The organism is Pseudomonas sp., from assembly GCF_030690725.1.
Classification (GTDB): Bacteria; Pseudomonadota; Gammaproteobacteria; order Pseudomonadales; family Pseudomonadaceae; genus Aquipseudomonas.
Map to the genome: position 1 here is coordinate 63753 of NZ_JAUYGD010000051.1, position 20239 is coordinate 83991.

The 20239-nt window shown below is 63.1% G+C and carries 21 protein-coding genes; 2 read left to right on the forward strand and 19 right to left on the reverse strand.

Going from position 1 to position 20239, the window contains the following annotated elements:
- Positions 1-7: 7 nt before the first annotated feature.
- The 3 genes from Q8O69_RS12445 to Q8O69_RS12455 form a co-directional block, all read right to left on the reverse strand.
- On the reverse strand, positions 8-1495 hold the full coding sequence (locus Q8O69_RS12445; RefSeq protein WP_305592543.1) for a SulP family inorganic anion transporter: 1488 nt from the start codon (positions 1493-1495) through the stop codon (positions 8-10).
- 301 nt (positions 1496-1796) lie between these two features.
- Positions 1797-2246 (reverse strand): DMT family transporter, encoded by a 450-nt coding sequence (locus Q8O69_RS12450; protein WP_305592545.1) that lies wholly within the window; start codon positions 2244-2246, stop codon positions 1797-1799.
- 161 nt (positions 2247-2407) lie between these two features.
- Positions 2408-3280, reverse strand: coding sequence for an MBL fold metallo-hydrolase (locus Q8O69_RS12455; protein ID WP_305592547.1), 873 nt, complete (start codon positions 3278-3280; stop codon positions 2408-2410).
- A 99-nt stretch (positions 3281-3379) separates the two neighbouring features.
- Between Q8O69_RS12455 and Q8O69_RS12460 the strand changes: the two genes are divergently transcribed.
- Positions 3380-4279, forward strand: a complete 900-nt coding sequence (locus tag Q8O69_RS12460; protein WP_305592549.1) for a LysR family transcriptional regulator — start codon at positions 3380-3382, stop codon at positions 4277-4279.
- A gap of 7 nt (positions 4280-4286) precedes the next feature.
- On the opposite strand, the gene Q8O69_RS12465 is transcribed toward Q8O69_RS12460, so the two are convergent.
- The 6 genes from Q8O69_RS12465 to Q8O69_RS12490 all read right to left on the reverse strand — a co-directional run bounded on the left by Q8O69_RS12465 (position 4287) and on the right by Q8O69_RS12490 (position 8023).
- Positions 4287-4775, reverse strand: coding sequence for a GNAT family N-acetyltransferase (locus tag Q8O69_RS12465; protein ID WP_305592551.1), 489 nt, complete (start codon positions 4773-4775; stop codon positions 4287-4289).
- A gap of 16 nt (positions 4776-4791) precedes the next feature.
- Positions 4792-5355 carry a DUF4136 domain-containing protein gene (locus Q8O69_RS12470; RefSeq protein ID WP_305592553.1) on the reverse strand — a complete coding sequence of 188 codons (564 nt, stop codon included), beginning with the start codon at positions 5353-5355 and terminating at the stop codon, positions 4792-4794.
- A gap of 24 nt (positions 5356-5379) precedes the next feature.
- Positions 5380-5973, reverse strand: coding sequence for a DUF4136 domain-containing protein (locus Q8O69_RS12475; RefSeq protein WP_305592555.1), 594 nt, complete (start codon positions 5971-5973; stop codon positions 5380-5382).
- Between the two features lie 29 nt (positions 5974-6002).
- A complete protein-coding gene (locus Q8O69_RS12480) occupies positions 6003-6752 on the reverse strand; it encodes a methyltransferase (RefSeq protein ID WP_305592557.1) in 750 nt (249 codons plus the stop codon).
- Complete coding sequence (locus tag Q8O69_RS12485; protein WP_305592559.1) at positions 6749-7063, reverse strand: nucleotide pyrophosphohydrolase; 315 nt, start codon at positions 7061-7063, stop codon at positions 6749-6751. Before Q8O69_RS12485 ends, Q8O69_RS12480 begins: the two co-directional genes overlap by 4 nt.
- A 105-nt stretch (positions 7064-7168) precedes the next feature.
- Positions 7169-8023 (reverse strand): MaoC/PaaZ C-terminal domain-containing protein, encoded by an 855-nt coding sequence (locus tag Q8O69_RS12490; RefSeq protein WP_305592561.1) that lies wholly within the window; start codon positions 8021-8023, stop codon positions 7169-7171.
- A 181-nt stretch (positions 8024-8204) separates the two neighbouring features.
- On the opposite strand from Q8O69_RS12490, the gene Q8O69_RS12495 reads away from it, so the two are divergent.
- Positions 8205-9197: an AraC family transcriptional regulator gene (locus Q8O69_RS12495; protein ID WP_305592562.1), complete on the forward strand. Its 993-nt coding sequence runs from the start codon at positions 8205-8207 to the stop codon at positions 9195-9197.
- A gap of 6 nt (positions 9198-9203) precedes the next feature.
- On the opposite strand, the gene Q8O69_RS12500 is transcribed toward Q8O69_RS12495, so the two are convergent.
- The 10 genes from Q8O69_RS12500 to Q8O69_RS12545 form a co-directional block, all read right to left on the reverse strand.
- A complete protein-coding gene (locus Q8O69_RS12500; RefSeq protein WP_305592564.1) occupies positions 9204-9974 on the reverse strand; it encodes a sulfite exporter TauE/SafE family protein in 771 nt (256 codons plus the stop codon).
- A 113-nt stretch (positions 9975-10087) separates the two neighbouring features.
- Positions 10088-11110, reverse strand: a complete 1023-nt coding sequence (locus Q8O69_RS12505) for a PleD family two-component system response regulator (RefSeq protein ID WP_305592566.1) — start codon at positions 11108-11110, stop codon at positions 10088-10090.
- Positions 11111-11167: 57 nt separating this feature from the next.
- The gene (locus Q8O69_RS12510; protein WP_305592567.1) at positions 11168-12172 is read right to left on the reverse strand and encodes a chemotaxis response regulator protein-glutamate methylesterase; all 1005 of its coding nucleotides are present in this window, start codon (positions 12170-12172) and stop codon (positions 11168-11170) included.
- Positions 12169-14421, reverse strand: a complete 2253-nt coding sequence (locus tag Q8O69_RS12515) for a hybrid sensor histidine kinase/response regulator (RefSeq protein WP_305592569.1) — start codon at positions 14419-14421, stop codon at positions 12169-12171. The genes Q8O69_RS12510 and Q8O69_RS12515 overlap by 4 nt, the downstream gene beginning before the upstream one ends.
- Positions 14418-15086 carry a chemotaxis protein CheW gene (locus Q8O69_RS12520; protein ID WP_305592571.1) on the reverse strand — a complete coding sequence of 223 codons (669 nt, stop codon included), beginning with the start codon at positions 15084-15086 and terminating at the stop codon, positions 14418-14420. Before Q8O69_RS12520 ends, Q8O69_RS12515 begins: the two co-directional genes overlap by 4 nt.
- Positions 15086-16333 (reverse strand): CheR family methyltransferase, encoded by a 1248-nt coding sequence (locus Q8O69_RS12525; RefSeq protein ID WP_305592573.1) that lies wholly within the window; start codon positions 16331-16333, stop codon positions 15086-15088. Before Q8O69_RS12525 ends, Q8O69_RS12520 begins: the two co-directional genes overlap by 1 nt.
- Entirely contained in the window at positions 16330-16845 is a 516-nt protein-coding gene (locus Q8O69_RS12530; RefSeq protein WP_305592575.1) for a chemotaxis protein CheW, read from the reverse strand. Before Q8O69_RS12530 ends, Q8O69_RS12525 begins: the two co-directional genes overlap by 4 nt.
- Before the next feature lie 3 nt (positions 16846-16848).
- Positions 16849-18477 carry a methyl-accepting chemotaxis protein gene (locus Q8O69_RS12535; RefSeq protein ID WP_305592577.1) on the reverse strand — a complete coding sequence of 543 codons (1629 nt, stop codon included), beginning with the start codon at positions 18475-18477 and terminating at the stop codon, positions 16849-16851.
- A 290-nt stretch (positions 18478-18767) separates the two neighbouring features.
- A complete protein-coding gene (gene ppa, locus Q8O69_RS12540; protein ID WP_305592579.1) occupies positions 18768-19295 on the reverse strand; it encodes an inorganic diphosphatase in 528 nt (175 codons plus the stop codon).
- A gap of 78 nt (positions 19296-19373) precedes the next feature.
- Positions 19374-20213 (reverse strand): zinc-dependent peptidase, encoded by an 840-nt coding sequence (locus Q8O69_RS12545; RefSeq protein ID WP_305592581.1) that lies wholly within the window; start codon positions 20211-20213, stop codon positions 19374-19376.
- Positions 20214-20239: the final 26 nt, after the last annotated feature.

Below are 20239 nucleotides of genomic sequence, written 5' to 3' on the forward strand. Positions count from 1 at the left end.
CTCCGTATCAGTGGCCAGACAGCAGGTCGGTGGCGTTCTCTTTGTCATGCACACCGAAGCGGTCGACGATGGTGGCGCTGGCTTCATTCAGGCCCAGCACTTCGACTTCGGTGCCTTCACGGCGCAGTTTGATCACCACCTTGTCCAGGGCAGCGACGGCGGTGATGTCCCAGAAGTGCGCGCGGGACAGGTCGATGGTGACCTTGCTCACGGCTTCCTTGAAATCAAAGGCAGCGACGAACTTGTCGGCGGAGCTGAAGAACACCTGGCCGATCACCTTGTAGGTGCGCTGGTTGCCCTCGCTGTCGGCTTCCGAGTTGATATAGAGGAAGTGGCCGATCTTGTTGGCGAAGAACATCGCCGCCAGCAACACGCCGGCAAACACGCCGTACGCCAGGTTGTGGGTATAGACGGTGACCGCCACGGTGGCGAGCATGACGATATTGGTCGAGAGCGGGAATTTCTTCAGGTTGCGCAGCGAATCCCAGCTGAAGGTGCCGATCGACACCATGATCATCACTGCCACCAGCGCGGCCATGGGGATCTGGCGGACCCAGTCGCTGAGGAACACCACCATCAGCAACAGCACCACGCCGGCCACCAGGCACGACAAACGGCCACGGCCACCGGATTTCACGTTGATCACCGACTGGCCGATCATCGCGCAACCGGCCATGCCGCCCAGCAGGCCGGAGGCGATATTGGCCACGCCCTGGCCTTTGCATTCGCGGTTCTTGTCGCTGTTGGTGTCGGTCAGGTCATCGATGATGGTCGCGGTCATCATCGACTCCAGCAGGCCGACCACGGCCAGGGCTGCGGCGTAGGGGAAAATGATCGCCAGGGTTTCAAACGTCAGCGGTACATCTGGCCAGAGGAAAATCGGCAGGGTGTCCGGCAGCTCGCCCATATCACCGACGGTGCGGATATCCAGGCCGAAATACATGGCCACGGCAGTCATCGACAGGATGCACACCAGCGGCGAAGGGATCAGTTGGCCAATCTTCGGCACATAGGGGAACAGGTAGATGATGCCCAGGCCCGCGGCGCACATGGCGTAGACCTGCCAGGTGACGTTGGTCAGCTCCGGCAGCTGGGCCATAAAGATCAGAATCGCCAAGGCGTTGACGAAGCCGGTAACCACCGAGCGCGAAACAAAGCGCATCAGCGAACCGAGCTTGAGGTAACCGGCGCCGATCTGCAGCACGCCGGTCAGCAGGGTCGCTGCCAGCAGGTACTCCAGGCCGTGGTTTTTCACCAGGGTCACCATCAACAGGGCCATGGCCCCGGTGGCGGCGCTGATCATGCCTGGACGGCCGCCGACAAAGGCGATCACCACGGCGATACAGAAGGAGGCATACAGGCCGACCTTGGGGTCGACGCCGGCGATGATCGAGAAGGCGATGGCTTCCGGGATCAGCGCCAGCGCCACCACTAGGCCGGCGAGCACATCGCCGCGGATATTAAACAACCAGGTGTTTTTCAGGCTTTGCAGCATGGTCAATTCCAAAGGCTGGGGTCCGCAGATGCACGCAAGGGCAGGGCGGAGGGACTAATAAAAAACTGGGTATAACGATAGCAACGCAGCCTTGCGGGCGGCGCGCAGGGGCAGAGCTACGGCAACGGGAATACCGGCCGGGCTTTGCAGGGAGGGGGCGAAACGCTAAGGCGGCGTAGGCAGCCAGCGTGATGGTTGGGCCAGTGTCATTGCGACCTGTCTCTATCCATTCGGGCAAAAAGGGCGGCCACCTTAACATACCGGGCCGCGCCCGGCATCCTGAGCAGCTGCAGGCAGTAGCTTAACCGCGCCTGATCAGCCAGATGCCGGCGACGATCAGCAGCAGGCCGCCGACTTTGCCCGCCGTAATCGGCGCTTCGCGAAAGCCGGCCCAGCCGAAGTGGTCCAGGGTCAGGGCCATGCTCAGTTGCCCGGCGATCACCAGTGCCATAAACAGCACTGCGCCGACCTTGGGCCCGGCAAAGGCGGCGGTGGCGATAAACATCACCCCCAACAGGCCGCCACTCCAGTGCCACCAGGTCAGGCCTTTCAGCGCGGCGAAGCTGGGGAATTCGCGCTGCACCAGCACCAGAATCAGCAGCGCCAGGGTGCCGACAGCGAAGGACACCAGCGCGGCGGCCAGCACGCTCGACACCTGTTTGGCCAATTGACCGTTGATCCCCGCTTGCAGCGGCAGGCAGGCACCGGCAACGAAGGGCAGGGCCATCAACCACCAGATCGGGGCAGGCATGGGGCATCTCCAGAGCGGCAAGGGCGGATGAGTATGCCGTAAAAGCTGTCCGCCTCGTCAGCCTCAACCAGGCCAGATTGCCGCTTAGCGCATGCAAAAAGGCCTGGGTGTATGACCCAGGCCTTTTGCGTGTGGTGCGTTGCTAAATCAGCGGCTGTGGCTTAGGGCCACTGCATTTCACCCTTGAGCACCTTGGCGCTCAGTTCCAGGCTGCTGGCATCGAGCAGCTCCGGGTACTTGGCCTTCATCGCTTCGATCAGCGCCTGGCTGTTCTTGGCTTTGGGCAGTGCGGCTTCCAGGTCATTGAGGTAGTTGCGGGTAAAGCGCAGGTCATCCAGGTTCAGCTTGGGCTGGCCCATAAAGTGACCCGGCACCAGGGTTTTCGGCTGCAGCGCTTGCAGTTCATCCAGGGATTTCAACCAGCTCTGACGCGCTTGCGGCGTTTGTGCATCGGCAATCCAGGGGTGGATGTTGGCGTAGGTCAGCACGCCGCCGACCACCGCCTGGATGCTCGGAATCCACAGGCTGGTGTGCTTGGGGTCATGGCCGATCAGTTGCAGGGTCTGGCCTTCCAGTGTCAGCTGGTCGCCTTGCAGCGCTTGCGGCACCAGGGTGCGGGCTGGCGCGCTGTCCTTGAGGATCGGGCCCCAATAAGCCAGCTTCGGTGCGCGGCTTTTTTCGATATAGGCGATGGTTTGCGGTGTGGCCAGGACCTTGGCCTTGGGGAAGGCGCGGGTCAGGGTGTCCAGGCCGAAGTAGAAATCCGGGTCGCCGTGGCTGATAAAGATGGTGGTGAGGTTTTTGCCGCTGGCCTGGATACGCTCGACCAGCTCAAAGGCTTCGCGGGTGGAGAACTGCGCATCGACCAGAATGGCATCGCGCTCGCCGCTGATCAGCGTCGAGGTCACCGGGAAGATCGCCTTGTCGCCTGGGTTGTAGACATCCAGGGTGAGTGGCTGGGCAATCGCGGTGGTGGCAAGGGTAAGCAGGCTGGCGCTGGTGAGCAGGCTGCGCAAGTGGTTGAGGATCGACATGCTGATCTCCTGTTGAGTAAGTGAGGTGATATTAGTTGCTTTAAATCGATCAAAAAGCCCCTTAATCTGCGCATATTTGTTGCGCTAAATGGGCTAATCATGGATCGGCTAATGGCAACCCGGGTATTTGTCGAAGTGGTGGAGCGCGGCAGCCAGACTGCTGCGGCCGAAGCGCTGGAGATGTCGCGGGCGATGGTGTCGCGCTACCTCGGCGAGCTGGAGGCCTGGGTCGGCGCGCGCCTGTTGCACCGCACCACGCGCAAGCTGAGCTTGACCGGTGCCGGTGAGCAGTTGCTCGGCCAATGCCGCGAGATGCTGGCCATGGCCGAGGCCATGCAGAGCGTTAGCCGCACCGATGAGGCCGCGCCGCGCGGCACCTTACGCATCGCCTGCAGCCAATCGCTGGCCCAGGCTTGGCTGGTGCGTGCGCTGGATGATTTTATCCGCCGGTATCCGCAGGTCAGTGTCGATCTGCTGGTGGGCAGCCAGGCGGTCAATCTGGTGGAGGCGCGCATCGACCTGGCCCTGCGCATCACCAATCAGCTCGACCCCAACCTGATCGCCCGTCAGCTTGCGGTGTGCCGCTCGGTGGTGTGCGCCACGCCGGCGTATCTGGCCAAGCACGGCACGCCCCTGCGGCCCGAGGAGCTGGCGCAGCACAATTGCCTGAGTTACGCCTATTTTGGCCGCAGCATCTGGGAGTTCACTCGCGCCGGTGAGCCACATGCCGTGGCGGTCAGTGGCAACCTCAGCGCCAATGAATCGATGGTGCTGCTGGAGGCTGTTCTGGCCGATATCGGCATCAGCCTGCAGCCGCGCTATTCGGTCAGCGCGCATCTGCGTTCCGGGGCGCTGGTGCAGTTGCTGCCCGACTACCAGCCGCAGGAGCTGGGCATCCACGCCCTCTATGGCACGCGCCGGCAGATGCCGCCAGCGCTACGCGCGTTGCTGGATTTTCTGATCGAGCGGCTGGCGGATGCGCCGGATTGGGATATGTAGCTGGGGTTCAGAGCGTTTTGCTGAACTGGATCAACGCCACGCGCTGGCCCTTGGGATCACGGCGTTCGACCACATCACTCAAGGCATAGCCGAGCTTGGGGTAGAGCAGCAGGCCGGCGCTGTTGGCGTTGAAGCACGACACCTGCATGCGCTTGGCGTGGTAATGCTCGCGCGCCAGCTGCTCCATCACCGCCACCAGATAATGCGCCACGCCATGGCCGCGGGCCCAGGGGGCGACCATCAGGTTGCCGAGGGCGCAGTGGTCGTCGTAGTGCCATTGGTAGAAGTTGGCAAAGCCGGCCACTCGGCCATCGAGCAGCACCACCGTGCTGTCGCGGCGTTCGGCCATGGCGGCGGCAAGCTGACCGATGCTCAGTGGCCAATCGGCCTTGGGGTAGCAGAAGAACAGCTCATCGGCGTTTTGTGGGAAGCCGACTATCTCGGCCAGATCAGCCGCCGCAGCGGGGCGATGGCTGAGGTGTGGGGTTGGGCTCATGCAACATCCTTGTTGGTTAGCGTGGTGGGTATTGGCTTAGCACTTCGGCGACCGTACTGCGTATCGCTGCCTCGCGCTCGCTGGGGTTGGGTTGGCGGCTGCGCAGTACCTGTTCGGCGCTGCCGCGCCAGACCAGCTTGCCGTCCTTGCTGTCGAGCAGGTCGATCTGCAGGGTGCCGACCTGATAATCCAGGGTGCGGGTTTCCACATAACTCGGGCCACCCCAGAAGCCGCCGCGCCACGGGTCGCCCCAGGCTCCGCCAAAGTGGGTGCTGACCTGCTGCTGGCGGTTGTCGACGATCATCCACACCTGCACCTTGAGATCGCCCGGGGTATTTGCCGCTGCTGCGCGCAGGCCACGCTGGTCGAGCTGCTCGCTGACGGCGCTGCGGATGCGCTGGCCGGTGAGGTCGCTGTTGATGCGCGGGTCATCGGGTTTGTATTGCACGGCGGGCTCCTGCCAGCTCCAGCTGCGGTAGGCGGCAAAATCGCGGTTGGGATCGAAGTCGCGTTCCAGTTGCGGCGTCTGGCAGGCGCTGAGGATCAGCAGCAGGGGCAGTAACAGCAGTGATGCACGCATGGGTGCTCTCCTCGGGTTCAGCAATCAGTTTGGCGGGTACGCCGCCAGGGCCTGTTGTACCGCATTGCGCAGCGCGGCGGCGCGTTCACTCTGGCTACCGCTGCTAAGGGCCTCGGCGTGGCCGCTCCAGATCGGTTGGCCATCCTGGCCGTCGAACAGTTCGATGCGCACCACCATGACTTCTTCGGTATAGCTGCGCACCAGCGGCGCGCTGCCCCACATCCCGTAGTTATCGCCATAACGACTATGACCGTAATGGCTGCCGTAGCGTTCGGTAACCTGGCGCAGGCGTTGCTCCAGGCGCAGCTCGGCGCTGACCTTGAGGTCGCTGGTTTTGCCGGCGCGATGTGGGCGCAGGCCGCGTTGGTCGAGGGCGTTGCTCAGGGCTTCCTGCACCTGCTCGGAGCTGGCCCAGGCGCTGCCAGCCGGTAGCTGCTGCCAGCTCCAGGTACGGTAGCGGGCGAAGTCGCGCGGCGCCGCCGGGTAGGCACTGCGGTCCAGTTGTTGCGGCGAATGAGCGGGGGCCGGCGGCAGTGGTTTGCTGTCGGCGATATAGGGATTCTGGCTCTGGCAGGCGGTGAGGCTGGTCAGGAGCAGTAGTGCGCCAAGTCGTTTCATCGCGTTGCATGCCTCCAGTGCCATGGCTGTCAGCGTGGCCGGCAGATCCAGTGCAGATAACGGCCCAGCCCGGCAAAACTGGGGTGGCGGCGGTAGGCCAGCTCCAATTCCAGCAGGTCGAGCAGCTCGGCCTTGGCCTGGAAGGGTTGCGGCATATAGTCGTGAAACACCCGTACGCCACTCTGGCTTTCGACCTGCCAATTAGCCTCAAGTTGCGCCGCCAGCTCGCGCGGATCAAGTGGCATCTGCGGGGTCAGACTCTGTTTTTCCCCGGCGAACTCGGCCTTGCGAAGTTTGCGGAAGTGGCCCTTGAGCAGGTTGCGGTAGATCAGCGCGTCCTTGTTGTAGAACGCCAGCGACAACCAGCCGCCGGGTGCGCACAGCTGGTGCAGCACCGGCAGGATGCTGTGCGGTTCTGCCAGCCATTCCAGTACCGCGTGGCAGATCACCAGGTCATAGGGTTGATCAAGTTGGCCGAGTAGATCCTGCCAGGGCGCCTGGATAAAGGTGGCGTCTTGGCCGGCGGCAGCAAAGCGCTCGCGGGCGCCATTGAGCATCGGTTCGGCGGGTTCCGTCAGCGTCACCTGGTGGCCGCGTTCGGCCAGCCAGAGCGACATATGACCAAGGCCTGCGCCAATATCAAGTACCCGCAGCGGGCGCTCGGGCAGGGTTTCGGCCAGGTCAGCCTGGAGTACGGCCAGGCGAATCGCGCCCTTGGCGCCGCCATAGATCTTCTCGGCGAAGCGCGTGGCTAACTCGTCGAAGTGCCGGTCAGTCATGGCGCCTCTCCGAGAAAGCGCCGTTCATTGTCTGCCAGCTTGGCGCGCACCACCTGCTCCATATCCAGGCCCAGCTCGCCGCACAGCAACACCAGATAAAGCACGATATCGCCGATTTCCTGACCGGCATGGGTGAGTTGCTCGGCGGGTAGCTGGCGTGACTGCGCCTCGGTCAGCCACTGGAATATTTCCACCAGCTCGGCCATTTCCACGCTGGCGGCCATGGCCAGGTTCTTCGGGCTGTGGAATGGCCGCCAGTCGTTGCGATCACGAATGGCGTGCATGCGGGTGGTCAGTTCGGCGAGGTTCATCGGGTGCTCCAGCAAAGAGGAGCATAGCTTCGAGGGTTCATCTGCACTGTGCAAGCAGCTGCCGGGTAGTTACCGGCAGCCGTCTGCTTTATTTCAGGCGAGATTTCATTCGAGTGGCCGCCAGCTGCCGCTCATATGCACCAGCTCATCCTGGCCGAGCAGGCTGAACTGACCATTGCTGGCCGGCTCGCTGGCCAGTAAGCGCACCTCGGCCGGCAGCAGCACGGGTTTCTGGAAGCGCACACTCACTTCATAACCGGCAGCTGGCAGGCGCGCGCCCAGTTCGGCCAGGGCGCGGCCCTTGTTCCACAGGCCGTGAGCAATGGCGCGGGGGAAGCCGAACAGCTTGGCGGTGGCGGCAAACAGATGGATCGGGTTGTAGTCGCCAGCGATGCGCGCGTAGCGCCGGCCGATATCTGCGGGGGCGCGCCAGTGCGCCAGGGTGGTCTGGGTAAGCGTGGTTTCGGCTGCGCGTTCGGCCGGCTTGCCGTCCAGACGCAGGGCGCGGCAGAGGATGCGGCTATCGCCTTCCCAGAGCAGGCCGAGCTGGTCATGCAGTTGGGTGATCAGGCTGAAGGTCGCGCCCTTGTCGTGGGGCTGCAGGTTCTGCACCTGCACGCTGACGGTGAACGGCCCGAGGCCGCCGAGCGGGCGCAGCACGCGGATATGGTTTTCCAGATGCACCAGACCGAGCAGTGGGAAGGGGAAGCGCTTGTCGGTGAGCAGCTGCATTTGCAGGGCAAACGCCAGAATATGCGGGTAGGGTGCGGGCAGCAGATGATCATCGCTAAATCCGCAGATCTGCCGATAGCGCGCCAGGTGCTTGGGGTCGACCGTGACCTGGCAGCGCACGCCCAGCTCGGGCAGGCTGCGGCCGGTCACGCGCCGGCGCATGGCTGCGCGCAGAAATAGAGCGGGTAAGGCAGGTGGTGCGGGCAGTTCGAGCCAGTCGATGGCCATGGGCTAACTCCTCAGATCGGTGGCAGCAGCTTAGTCGGCTACCCACGCCATGCATTGGCCGTATCGCCTCGCTGTGCGGCGGGCCAGTCAATCGCTCAACCGCGCGCGATTCACGCCTTGAGCGCGGGGCCTAAAGCTGCCTAAGATGGCCGCGCCTCGCAAACAATAAGAACTCTTCAATATGCGTGACCTGACTGACGACGTGGCGCTGATGCGCCCGGTGATCGACGCCTTGCGTGCCAGCGGTACCGACCCCGATCGAGTGCTGGCGCGCGTTGGCCTGCCGCCTGGTGGCTTACCTGCCGGGCGCTTTCCTCATGCGGCCCAGGCACTGTTCTGGAAAGCCGCCATCGATGAATGCGGCGAAGAGCATGTCGGCCTTTACCTGGCCCAGCACCTGCCGGCATTCCACGGCCTGCTGCTGGAATACCTGTTCCTTTCCAGTGAAACCTTCGGCGAAGGCCTGCGTCATGTCCTGCGCTATGTGCGCCTGCTCTCCGACACCCTGAATGCCAAGCTGGACGTGCAGGGCGAGCGCGCGGTGCTGGTGCTCGGGCTGATTCCCGGTACGCCGCGACATTTCCCGGAAATGCTCGCCGGTGCGGTAATTCGCCTGTTTGATGCGCTGACCGAAGGCGATTTCACCCCCCACGAAGTGCAGTTTATGCATGCAGAAGGTGCTCCAGCCGAGCGTTATCAGCAGGTCTACGGCTGCCCGGCGCAACTGGGCGGCGAGCGTTACGCGCTGGTGTTCAATGCCTCGGTGCTGGACAAGACCTCACGGCACGCCGCGCCGGAACTGCTGCGCATGCACGAGTCGCTGGCGCGCCGTCAGTTGGCCGAAGTCGAGCGGCTGGATCTGGTGCGCAAGGTGCGTGAATTGATCGGCGAGTTGCTGGTCGACAGCGGCGCCACCCTGGAGCAGGTCGCGGCGCGGCTGAATATGCCGGCGCGGCGGCTGCGCGAGCGTCTGGCCATGGCGGGGGTGCGCTTCAACGACCTGGTCACCGACTACCGTTGCCGCTTGGCCAAGGATCTGTTGCTCAATACAGACGAGCGCATCGAAGTGATAGTCGAGCGCACCGGCTTCTCCGAGCCGAGTACCTTTTACCGCGCCTTCAAACGCTGGGTCGGCGAAACTCCAGTTGAGTTTCGCAAGCGCGGGAAAAGTTAAGGGTTGCTACTGGGCGAAATAGGTCGCCCAGAAGTAATAGAGCGTCATCCCGCTGCCCACGCTGATCACCAGCAGGCGCAGTAACTTGGCCGGCAAACGCTGGCCCAGCGCGCCGCCGACATAGCCGCCCACGGTGGCGCCCACCAGCAGAATCACCAGCTCATACCAACTGACTCGGCCGGCGATGATAAAGGTCGCCGTGGCGACGCTGTAGATCACCGCGGAAATCAGGTTCTTCAGGGCGTTGGCGCGGGCCAGCGGGTGCCCTTCGATGGAAAACGCCGCCAGTTGCAGAATGCCCATGCCGGCGCCGAAGTAGCCGCCATAGATCGATACGCCAATATGCGCGCCTAGCGACAGCGGGCCGTGCGGTGGTTGTGCAGTCTCGGCACGGCGGGCGGCCAACCAGCGACTCAGCCAGGGGCTGGCGGCAAACAGCACGGTGGCGGCCAGCAGCAGCCAGGGAATCAGCTTGGCAAACACCGCATCGCCGCCAACCAGCAGCAACAGCCCGCCCAGCAGCCCACCCGCCAGCCCGGCCGCCAGCAACGGCAGCAAATAGCGCCCCAATGGCCGCAACGAATCCCGCGCAGCCCAGGCCCCAGCCAGGCTAGCCGGCCACAGTGCCACGGCATTGGTGGCGTTGGCCGTTACCGGCGGCAGCCCCGCGGCGAGCAGTGCTGGAAAGGAGAAGAAGGTGCCGCCACCGGCCAGGGCATTCATCCCGCCGGCAGCAAAACCGGCAAGGACCAGCAGCAGTAGATCAGGCACTGACATGGGCTTCGTTCGTCGAGATAAAGGCGTGAGGATAATGCCGGGTTCGTGGGCTGGCCAAGTTCGACCAAGGTCCCGTTCCGCCGAGGCGATGTATCTGTCGGCGGTACGCAGGCTCAGTCGTGGTTCGGCGCTATTGCGACCTGGTTGCGGCCGCTGTGTTTGGCCAGATAAAGGCCTTCATCCGCTTTGACGACCAATTTTGTCGCGTCTTCTTCTTCGCTGGGTTTGAGGGTGGCGATGCCAATGCTTACGCTGATGCACGAGCCGGGTTGCGGTAGCTCGTGGGGGATGCCCAGTGCTTCAATGGCGCGGCGTACCTTTTCCGCTTGCAGGCGGGCGCCACCGGAAGCGGTGCCAGGCATGACCACGGCGAATTCTTCACCCCCATAGCGGGCGGCGAGGTCGGCGGCACGGGTGCAGCTGGTACGCAACGCCTCGCCAACCTGGCGCAGCACATCGTCGCCGGCAACATGCCCATGCTGGTCGTTGTAGGCCTTGAAGTAATCGACGTCGATCATCAGCAGTGACAGCTCGCTGTTATCACGCTGGGCACGGTGCCACTCGACTTCGATGTACTCGTCCAGGTAGCGGCGGTTGGCCAGGCCGGTGAGGCCGTCGGACTTGATCAGGCGCTGCAGTACCAGGTTGGTATCGAGCAGCTGTTGCTGGCTTTCGCGCAGGGCGCGGTAGGCTTCGTCGCGCTGCAGCAGGGTCAGGTAGGAGCGCGAGTGGTAGCGAATGCGCGCCAGTAGTTCGATGACATCCGGCAACTTCACCAGGTAGTCGTTGGCCCCGGCGGTGAAGGCGGCGCTCTTGACCTTGGGGTCTTCCTTGGTCGACAGCACGATGATCGGTACATCACGCAACCCAGGTGCGCTGCGGTACTGGCTGAGCAGGTCTAGGCCGTCGATGCCAGGCATGATCAGATCCTGCAGGATCACCGTGGGTTTGATTTGTTGCGCCAGGTGCAGGGCTTGGTGCGGGTCCGAGCAGAAGTGGAAGTCGATATCACTTTCTTCACCCAGTGCACGCCGTACGGCCTCACCGATCATGGCCTGGTCATCAACCAGCAGCACCATCATCGAATAGTCGGGTAGCCCTTGAGGAAGATAGGGATGCTCTTTAGGCCGTTGCATGACAAGACTCCGTCAGGTACTTCATAGAATGCCGGCAGAATGCTAGCGGTGGATGCATCAACTCAAGCGCTTAATCAGGCGCGGTGCAATTTTCTCCAGCGGCAGAATCTCTACGGCGGCGTCCAATGCGGCGGCGGCCTTGGGCATTCCGTAGACCGCGCAGCTGGCCTGATCCTGAGCGATGGTATGGAAGCCCCGCTCACGCATCTGTTTGAGCCCGCGCGCGCCATCGCGGCCCATGCCGGTCAGTAAAACGCCGACGGCTTCACCCTGGCAGTGCGTGGCCACGCTGTTGAAGAATACATCTATGGAGGGGCGGTAGACCTGATCGGTTGGCTCCAGGCGGTATACCAGCCGGCTATCGGAGGTGAGGCACAGGTGGTTATTGGTGCCGGCCAGCAACACCTCGCCGGGCTTTATTGTTTCGCCTTCCTGGGCCAGGCGCACGGGCATGTGCGACTCGCTGGCCAACCACTGCGCCATACCGGCGGCAAATATTTCGTCGACGTGCTGCACCAGGACGATGGCTGCAGGGAAATCGGCGGGGATATTTTTCAGCAGCTCGACCAGCGCTGCCGGCCCGCCGGCCGAGGCGCCGATGGCCACCAGGCGTTGGCCACGGCTGCCGGTTGATTTGGCGGGCGGGGTGGGGGCGCTGCGTGAGGTCTTATGGCCAATCATCCAGGCAATGTTGTGAATCTTGCGGCGAATAAGGATGCCATCCAGCTGATGCTGCGGGCCTAGTGACGGCACGGCGACTACGTCCAGTGCGCCCGCGCCCATGGCATCAAATACCCGGGTCATGTTGCGTTCGACATCAGCGGTGACGACCAGGATGGCGCAGGGCGTATCGCGCATAATCCGCCGGGTGGCTTCTACGCCGTCCATGCCGGGCATCAGCATGTCCATCAGCAGCAGGTCCGGGTGATCTTCCCGGCACAGGCGCACGGCCTCCTCGCCATTCTCGGCCACCCAGATCAACTGGTACTGCGGCTCGACAGCCAAGGCCCGGCGCAATGCTTCAACGGCCAGGGGCGTGTCGTTGGCAATGGCAATCCTCATTCGCGGGCCTCTCCGATCAAGGTCTGTACGGCATCGAGCAGCGCTTCGTCATGGAAACTGGCCTTGGCCAGGTAGTAGTCCGCCCCGGCCTCCAGGCCTTTGCGACGGTCTTCTTCGCGGTCCTTGTAGGACACCACCATCACTGGCAGCGCGCGCAGGCGAGGGTCCTGGCGCACCAGGCTGACCAGCTCGATACCGTCCATGCGTGGCATGTCGATATCGGTGATCAGCAGATCGAAGTGGCCCGCGCGCAGTGCGTTCCAGCCGTCCATGCCGTCGACGGCCACCTCGACCTGATAGCCGCGGCTGAGCAGCAGTTTGCGCTCCAGCTCGCGCACGGTAAGCGAGTCATCCACCACCAGTACGCGTTTGCTGCTGACCTGACGGGTACTGCCGCTGTGGTCGACGCGTTCCAGGTGGCCGCCACCAAGCAGCTTGCCTACTGAGTTGAGCACATCGTCGACATCCAGAATCAGCACGGGGGTGCCGTCGTGGAGCAGGGCCCCGGCGGCCACATCGCGGATTTTGCCCAGGCGTGGGTCCAGTGGCATCAACACCAGGGTGAATTCGCCGATAAAACGCTCGACGGCCAGGCCGTGGCAACGCTCGCGGTCACGGATCATCACAATGGGAATGTCGGCCTCGTCGCTTTTCTGCTCCGGTCGTTGCAGCAGTTGGGCGGCTGAGAGCAGGCCGATATGTTCATCTTCGAGCCAGAAGTGCTGACGCCCTTCGAGGTGGACAATGGCGTCGCGCTGCAGGCGCAGCATGCGTTCGATCTGCGCCAGGGGGAAGGCATAGGCCTCGCCACCAATACTCACCACCAGTGCGCGGACTACCGACAGGGTCAGCGGCAACTCGATATGGAACAGGCTGCCTTCGCCATGGCGCTGTTGCAGGCGCACATTGCCGCGCATACGGCGGATTTCGTGCTGCACCACATCCAGACCGACGCCGCGTCCGGACACTTCAGTGACCTGCTGACTCATGCTGAAGCCGGGCAGAAAGAGGAAGGTCAGCAGCTCTTCTTCGCTCATCTGCTCCACTTGCTCGGCGGAGGTAAAACGCCGCTCGATCACCGCTTGGCGAACGCGCTCAAGGTCGACGCCGCCGCCGTCATCGCTGACTTCAAGTACCAGCATATTGGCGTGATGACGGGCCTTCAGGCGGATGGTGCCTTCTTCGGGTTTGCCCTTGCGTACGCGCAGTGCCGGCGGCTCGATGCCATGGTCGACCGCATTGCGCAGCAGGTGGGTTAGTGGTGCTTCCAGGCGTTCGAGAATATCGCGATCGACCTGGGTGTGTTCGCCTTCAACCTCCAGCAGCACCTGTTTGCCCAGCGAACGACCCAAGTCGCGCAACATGCGGGCCTGGCCGACCAGCACGTCGGCGAACGGGCGCATGCGTGAGGCCAGGGCCAGGTCATAGAGTTGTTGGGTACGCTGGCCGCCATGCCAGGCGAAGTCGTCGAACAGTGCCTGATGGCTCTGCAGTTGCTGCTGACACTCCATCAGCAAATGGCGGCCTTCGTTAAGCAGGGTTTCTATTGCCGCGGAGGTCGGGATGCCGAGCAGCTGTTCGCGCAGGCTTTCGTAGGTACGCCGTGCCGCTGCCTGTTGGCGCTTGAGGCGGTGCAGCGAGTCGCTCAGTGGCTTGATGCGCTGGAATTCCACCAGCGATTTGCCTGATAAATCGATCAGGTGATCAAAGCGTTCCGCCGAGACGCGCAATACCCGGCTGCGTTCTTCGCTCGCCGGCTCAGGCGCTGGCGTCGTGGTGTCAGGCTGCGGCGCGGCAGGTGGCTCGGCAGGTTGAGCCTCTGCGGGTGTTGCCGGCTGCTCGCGCAGGGCCGGAACGGCGGCCCCGAGTAGCGCCTGCATGCGTGAGGTGACCTGTTTGACGCGGGGTTCGAGCTCGGCTTCGGGCAGTGCCTGGCCAATCCGTAGCAGCAGGTCGGAGCCCTGCAGCAAAGCGTCGATATGGTCGGGCAGCAGGCGCAGCAGGCCTTCCTGGGCGGCCACCAGCAGGTCTTCCATGGCATGGGCCACTTGCACGCCGCTGTCCAGGCCGACAATCCGCGAGGCGCCCTTGAGCGAGTGGGCGGCGCGCATGCAGGCTTCCAGTTGGCCGGTGTTGACCGGGTCGCGCTCAAGGATCAGCAGGCCGGTATCCAGCACCTGCTTCTGTGCTTCCGCCTCCATGCGGAACAGCTCAAGCAATGACGCATCACGCATCTGATCCGGGGTCATGCCAGGCTCCTGGTCATGGCTGCGAGCAGCTGTTCATCATCCAGCAGGGTGATGCTCTTGCCGCCCCATTGCAGCACGCCTGCGCTGAAACGGCTGATCGCGCGCTTGTCTTCCTGTACCGAGGCACCGATCAGCGCCAAGGGGATCAGCTGAATACCGCTGACCTCGTCAACCGGACTGACCAGCGGGCCGGCGTTGGTTTCGAGGATCAGCATGCGCGGTATGGTGCGTTTTTCCTGCTTGCCTTCGCTGTGTTCGAGGCCCAGTACCTCGCCGAGGTTGAGGCAGGCAACCAAGGTGCCGCGTACATTGGTCACGCCGAGCAGGCTGCCGACCTTCTGGTGCGGCAGGCTATGAATTGGCGACAGGGGCATCACTTCGGCCATGCGCCGCGTTGCCAGTGCTAGCCATTCCTCGCCCAGGCGGAAAATCAGCAGCGAGCGCTGTTCGCCCAGGTCGTCACTGGCTTCAGCTTGGCCGTAGCCGCTGGCGTCGTGCTCCAGCAGGGTGCTGTAGCGGTCGAGCAGGGCGATGGCCGCCGCGCTGTAAACCTCGCAGTTGCGACAGTGGATGTGAGCGTCCAGGCGCGCGCAGCTCTTGTCACCGAATACGCCGATACGGTTCCAGCAGTCGTCGATTGGGGCCTGGTTCAGATCAGCATCCATCACGATGATTTACCTCCCACCTGCGCACGCCGGTAAAGGCGCTGGGCCCCGCTCTGGTCGCCTTGGGTTTCCAGGTGGGCGGCCAAGTGGGTCAGTGCTTCGCTGTGTTGCGGGTCAAGATAAATGGCCTTGCGGTAGTAACCGCAGGCCTGTTCGCTGCGCTGTTCCACATCACTGAGCAGGCCCAGCCAATAGAACGCCTGAGCGCTGGGGCCTGCGGTTTGCAGATGGCGTTCGCAGAGGCTGCGCGCCTGCTCGCAGTGACCGGCGTTGGCCAGCTCGGCGACTTTATCCCAGGGCGTGCTGATTGGCGCTGGGGTTGGCGTTGCCCGCGCCGGGGGCGTCACGGGCGTAATGTTGCGCGGTGCCATGGCCGGCGGTGGGGTGGGCTGGCGCGGCAGGGCCGGTCGCAGGCGGCTGCTCGGCGGCGTCAGGCTGATCGGTTTAGCGGTTTCGGCGGGTGCGCAGCGAAAGGCAAAAGTCTGTTGCCGGCCCAGGGCCTGCATACCATTTTGCGTGGCCAGGCTGGCCTCGGCCGGGCCGATAAACAGCACCCCTTGTGGTTGTAGCTGGCGCTTGAGCAGCTCAAGGACACGCACCTGGGTCGCTCGGTCGAAGTAGATCAGCAGGTTGCGGCAGAAGATAAAGTCGTAGGCCGGCGTAGTGCTGAACAGGTTGCTGTCGAGCAGGTTGCCGCAGCGCAGTTGCACGCGGCTTTTTACTCGCTCGTCGAGTACAAAGCTGTCGTCTTGGGCGCGAAAGAAGCGCTCGCGAAACGCCAGGGCGTCGCCGCGAAACGAGTTGCGTCCGTAGATCCCGCGGCTGGCCAGGGCCAGCACCTTGTCACTGACATCCAGGGCTTCAATCTGGAACTGCTCGGGGGCGAAACCGGCATCGAGCAGGGCCATGGCGATTGAGTAGGGTTCTTCGCCGCTGGAACAGGGCACGCTGATGATCCGCAGAGGCCGTGCGGCGTTCAGCTGGCTGTGGCACTCAAAAGCCAGGGCGGCGAGGGCCTTGAATGATTCGGGGTAACGGAAGAACCAGGTTTCCGGCACCACCACGGCTTCGACCAGTGCCTGCTGCTCCTTGGGCGAGCCGTTGAGGGTGATCCAGTAATCTTCCAGGGCGCTCTTGTGCTGGGCATGCATGCGCTGACGCACGGCGCGCTCGATCACGCTACGGCCGACCGATTCGGCGTCAAGGCCAATGCGTGATTTCAACAGCCGTTCGATCTGGGCGATCATGCTGCACCGTCCTCGGCCTGTTGCGCAGCCTTGAACAGCATGGCGCGCAGGGCGTCATCCAGCAGACCCTGGACCTCGATACGCTGGATCAGGCCGTGCTCGTCCGCCTGCGTTGGTCCGAGGTAATCCGGCTGTCCGGCCTCCAGGCCGCTGCTGGCAAAGGCGCTGGCGGGCAGGCGCAGGGTGTCGGTGGCTTGTTCGAGAAGCAGTCCGAGCACGCAGGCCTGCTCCCCGCGTTGCGCATCGAAATACACCAGCACCAGGCGGGTGCTGTTGCGTGCCAGCGCTGGTCGTTTGAGTACGCGCTGGTTGAGGTCCAGCACGGGTACCATCCGCCCGCGATGCTGGAAGACCCCGGCCACCCAGTCCGGGGTTTCCGGCACCTGCTTGAGCTGGCGCAGCGGCAACACTTCGGCCACCTCGCGGGCGCTGATGGCGTAGCGATCCTCGCCCAGGTGGAATAGCAGGTGCAGTTCGCCCTTGGCTGATCCGGCGGTGGCGGCTTTGTGCATGGCTCAGACCTTGAAGCTGCTGACGCCAACCCGCAGGTTGCTGGCCACCTGATTCAGCTCGTCAATCGCCGCGCCGGCCTGGCGCAGGGTATCCACGGTCTGGCTACTGGCTTCGCTCAACTGCACCAAGGCCTGATTGATCTGCTCGGCACCGGTGGATTGCGCCTGCATGCCCTCATTGACCATCTGGATACGTGGCGCCAGGGCCTGCACTTGCTGAATGATCTGCGCCAGTTGGTCGCCCATCTGCGCCATTTCACCGATGCCGCGACGCACTTCTTCGGAAAACTTGTCCATGCCCATCACCCCAGCCGATACTGCGGACTGGATCTCGCGCACCATTTGCTCGATATCGTAGGTGGCTACGGCAGTCTGATCGGCCAGGCGACGCACTTCGACAGCCACCACGGCAAAGCCTTTGCCGTACTCGCCGGCCTTTTCCGCCTCGATGGCTGCGTTGAGGGAGAGCAAGTTGGTCTGGTCCGCCACTTTGACGATGGTGGTCACCACATGATTGATGTTGCCGGCCTTCTCATTGAGGATCGATAGCTTGCCGTTGACCACATCGGCGGCGCCCATGACCTGGCGCATGATTTCTTCCATGCGCGTCAGCCCCAGCTGACCGGTGCCGGCGAGCATCGAAGTCTGTTCGGCGTTGTCGGACACCTCACCCATGGTGCGCACCAGGTCGCGCGAGGTGGCGGCGATCTCACGTGACGTGGCGCCTATTTCGGTGGTGGTGGCGGCCGTTTCGGTGGCGGTGGCCTGTTGCTGGCGCGAGGTGGCGGCAATTTCGGTGACCGAGGTGGTCATCTGCACAGCCGAGCGTTGAGCATGGCCGACCAGGGTCTTGAGCTCTCCGACCATGCTGTTGAAGCCGATTTCGATGGCATCGAATTCATCGCTGCGCTGCATATTCAGGCGCACAGACAGATCGCCGCTCTCAAGGACCTTCAGGGTGCTGACGATGTGGTCGATCGGCCGGGTGATGGCTTGCAGTAGTAGCCAGCCGCACACGGCGGCTACCGCGATGGTCAGCAGAATGGCCAGCAGGGTCGCAATCTCCAGCGCTTGTACGGCGTCACGGATTTCACTCGCGCCGTCGTCTGCCAGGGTTCTGTTCAGCTCGACCAGCTCACTCAGGATCTGCAGGCCCTTGTCCCACTCCGGTAAAACCCGTTCCGTGCTGAACCTGCGGCCTTGGGCAAGCGTGTCCTCATGCAGGATGCTGAGTAGCTGGCTGTGCAATGCCAGGTACTGCCGATACTGTTGACTGAACTGCTTAGCCAGTTGCGCTTCAAGCTCATTGACATCGGTCTGCAGGTAACGGGCAAGCAGGCCTTCAAGCGCCTCTTCAGTGGCGGCGAACTGAGTCTGGGCACTGGCGAGTTCGGCAGCGTTGCTGTCGCCATCAAGGTGCAGCATCAGCCGGCGGGTTTCCAGCATATGGCTGGCCCAGTTGTTCTGGATTTTGCTGACGTAATAGACCCCGGGCAAGGAGTTGCTTTGCATCTGCTCGGCTTCGTGTTCGATCGAAACCATACGCATATAGGCGGTTGTGGCGAGCAGAAGCAAAATGGCGATAAGGGCGGCAAAGCTGGCAATGATGCGGTTGCGTACGGTTAACTTCATCCCGTTATCCTTCAGCTGCTGATGGAGCCGATAGTCGTGCGTAGTGATGGGCCGGTTGCCGTGCAAACCCTGATTGGCTGCAGGGATAACGGCTGAGTGTGGTCGCGCTGTCGAGGTCATGCTACTGATCGGTGCGCAGCCCGCCAACCAGTTATAGCGCGGAAGTGGCCACTCTACCGAGGCTTAGCAGGCTCTATATTCCGGCGTTGCGCTTGGCTATGCGTGCCGGTGGACAAATCGCAGGCATAAAAAAGCCGGCTTGTGGCCGGCTTTTAGGGGGTGGGCACTACTTATTTTTGGTAAGCAGCGACCGCCTTGATAATCAGATTGCGGGCCTCGTCGGCGCCAGCCCAACCTTCAACCTTGACCCATTTGCCTTTCTCGAGATCTTTGTAGTTCTCGAAGAAGTGCTTGATCTGCTCGATCAGCAGCGGGGGGAGGTCGGTGTATTCCTGTACGTCTTTGTACAGCACGCTCAATTTGTCGTGCGGTACGGCAACCAGCTTGGCGTCGCCGCCGGCTTCGTCGCTCATCAGCAGTACGCCAACTGGACGGGCGCGGATAACTGAGCCAGGAGCCACTGGGTACGGGGTCACGACCAGTACGTCGAGGGGATCACCGTCGTCAGCCAGGGTGTGCGGGATAAAACCGTAGTTGGCCGGGTAGAACATCGGGGTGGCCATGAAGCGGTCGACCATCAGGCAATCTGTGTCGTGGTCGATTTCGTATTTGATCGGCGCGTGGTTGGCCGGGATCTCGATGGCGACGTAGATGTCGTTTGGCAGGTCTTTACCAGCTGGGATCTTGCTGTAGCTCATGGGGCGACTCCCGAGGGGTGGGCCAAAAAAGTGGCGCGATTATAGGCATATTCCCCCGGTGTTGCTACGCCACGATGCCTAGCCATTGGTCGCGAACTCACTGTCTTCGGTTCTGACCTGATAGTCCGGATTGCTGGCCTGCAGCCGTTGCAAGCGGGCCAGTGGGTCTTGCCGGTAGAACAGTGCCAGCTGTGCGTACACCGCCGGGAAGGCTTCGGCGAGCAGGTCCGGGGCGCTGAAGAAGTATTCGCTGGTGACGGCGAAGAACTCTGCCGGGTTTTCCGCTGCATAGGGGTCGATGGCGGTTTCGGCCTCGGGGTCGGCATCCAGTTCGGCGTTGAGCTGATCGAAGGCGCTCTGCATGGCCTTGGCCCACTCCTGCACGGCCATAGTGCTGTGCAGCGGCGGCAGGCCGTTGGCGTCGCCGTTAAGCATGTCCAGCTTGTGCGCCAACTCGTGAATCACCAGGTTGTAGCCATGCCATTGGCCGCTGGCCTGCACGCCGGGCCAGGCGAGGATCACCGGGCCTTGCTGCCAGGCCTCGCCACTGTGCTCGGCGTCCCATTCGTGGACCACGCCGCTGGCATCGCGGTGGCGCTGCGGGCTGACGAAGTCATCCGGGTAGAGGACGATTTCATGAAAGCCCTGATACCAGTTGAGGTCCGCCAGGTGCAGCAGCGGCAGTTCGGCCTGTACCGCCAGGAGCAGACGCGCCTGGACGTCGAGGTTCACGCCGGGCAGGGCACTGAGGTGCTTGTGATGGAGAAACAGCACGGCGCGTTCGCGCAGACGCTGCTGTTCGGCGTCATTCAGGCCGTCAAGGATCGGCAGTTGTTGCAGCACGGCCTGCCACTGCGCGCTGCTGATGGGGTGACGGGCAAGGATGCGCTGGCGACGCCAGGCGCGGAGCGACCACATGGACTCTGCTCGGACGGTGGAAAGCG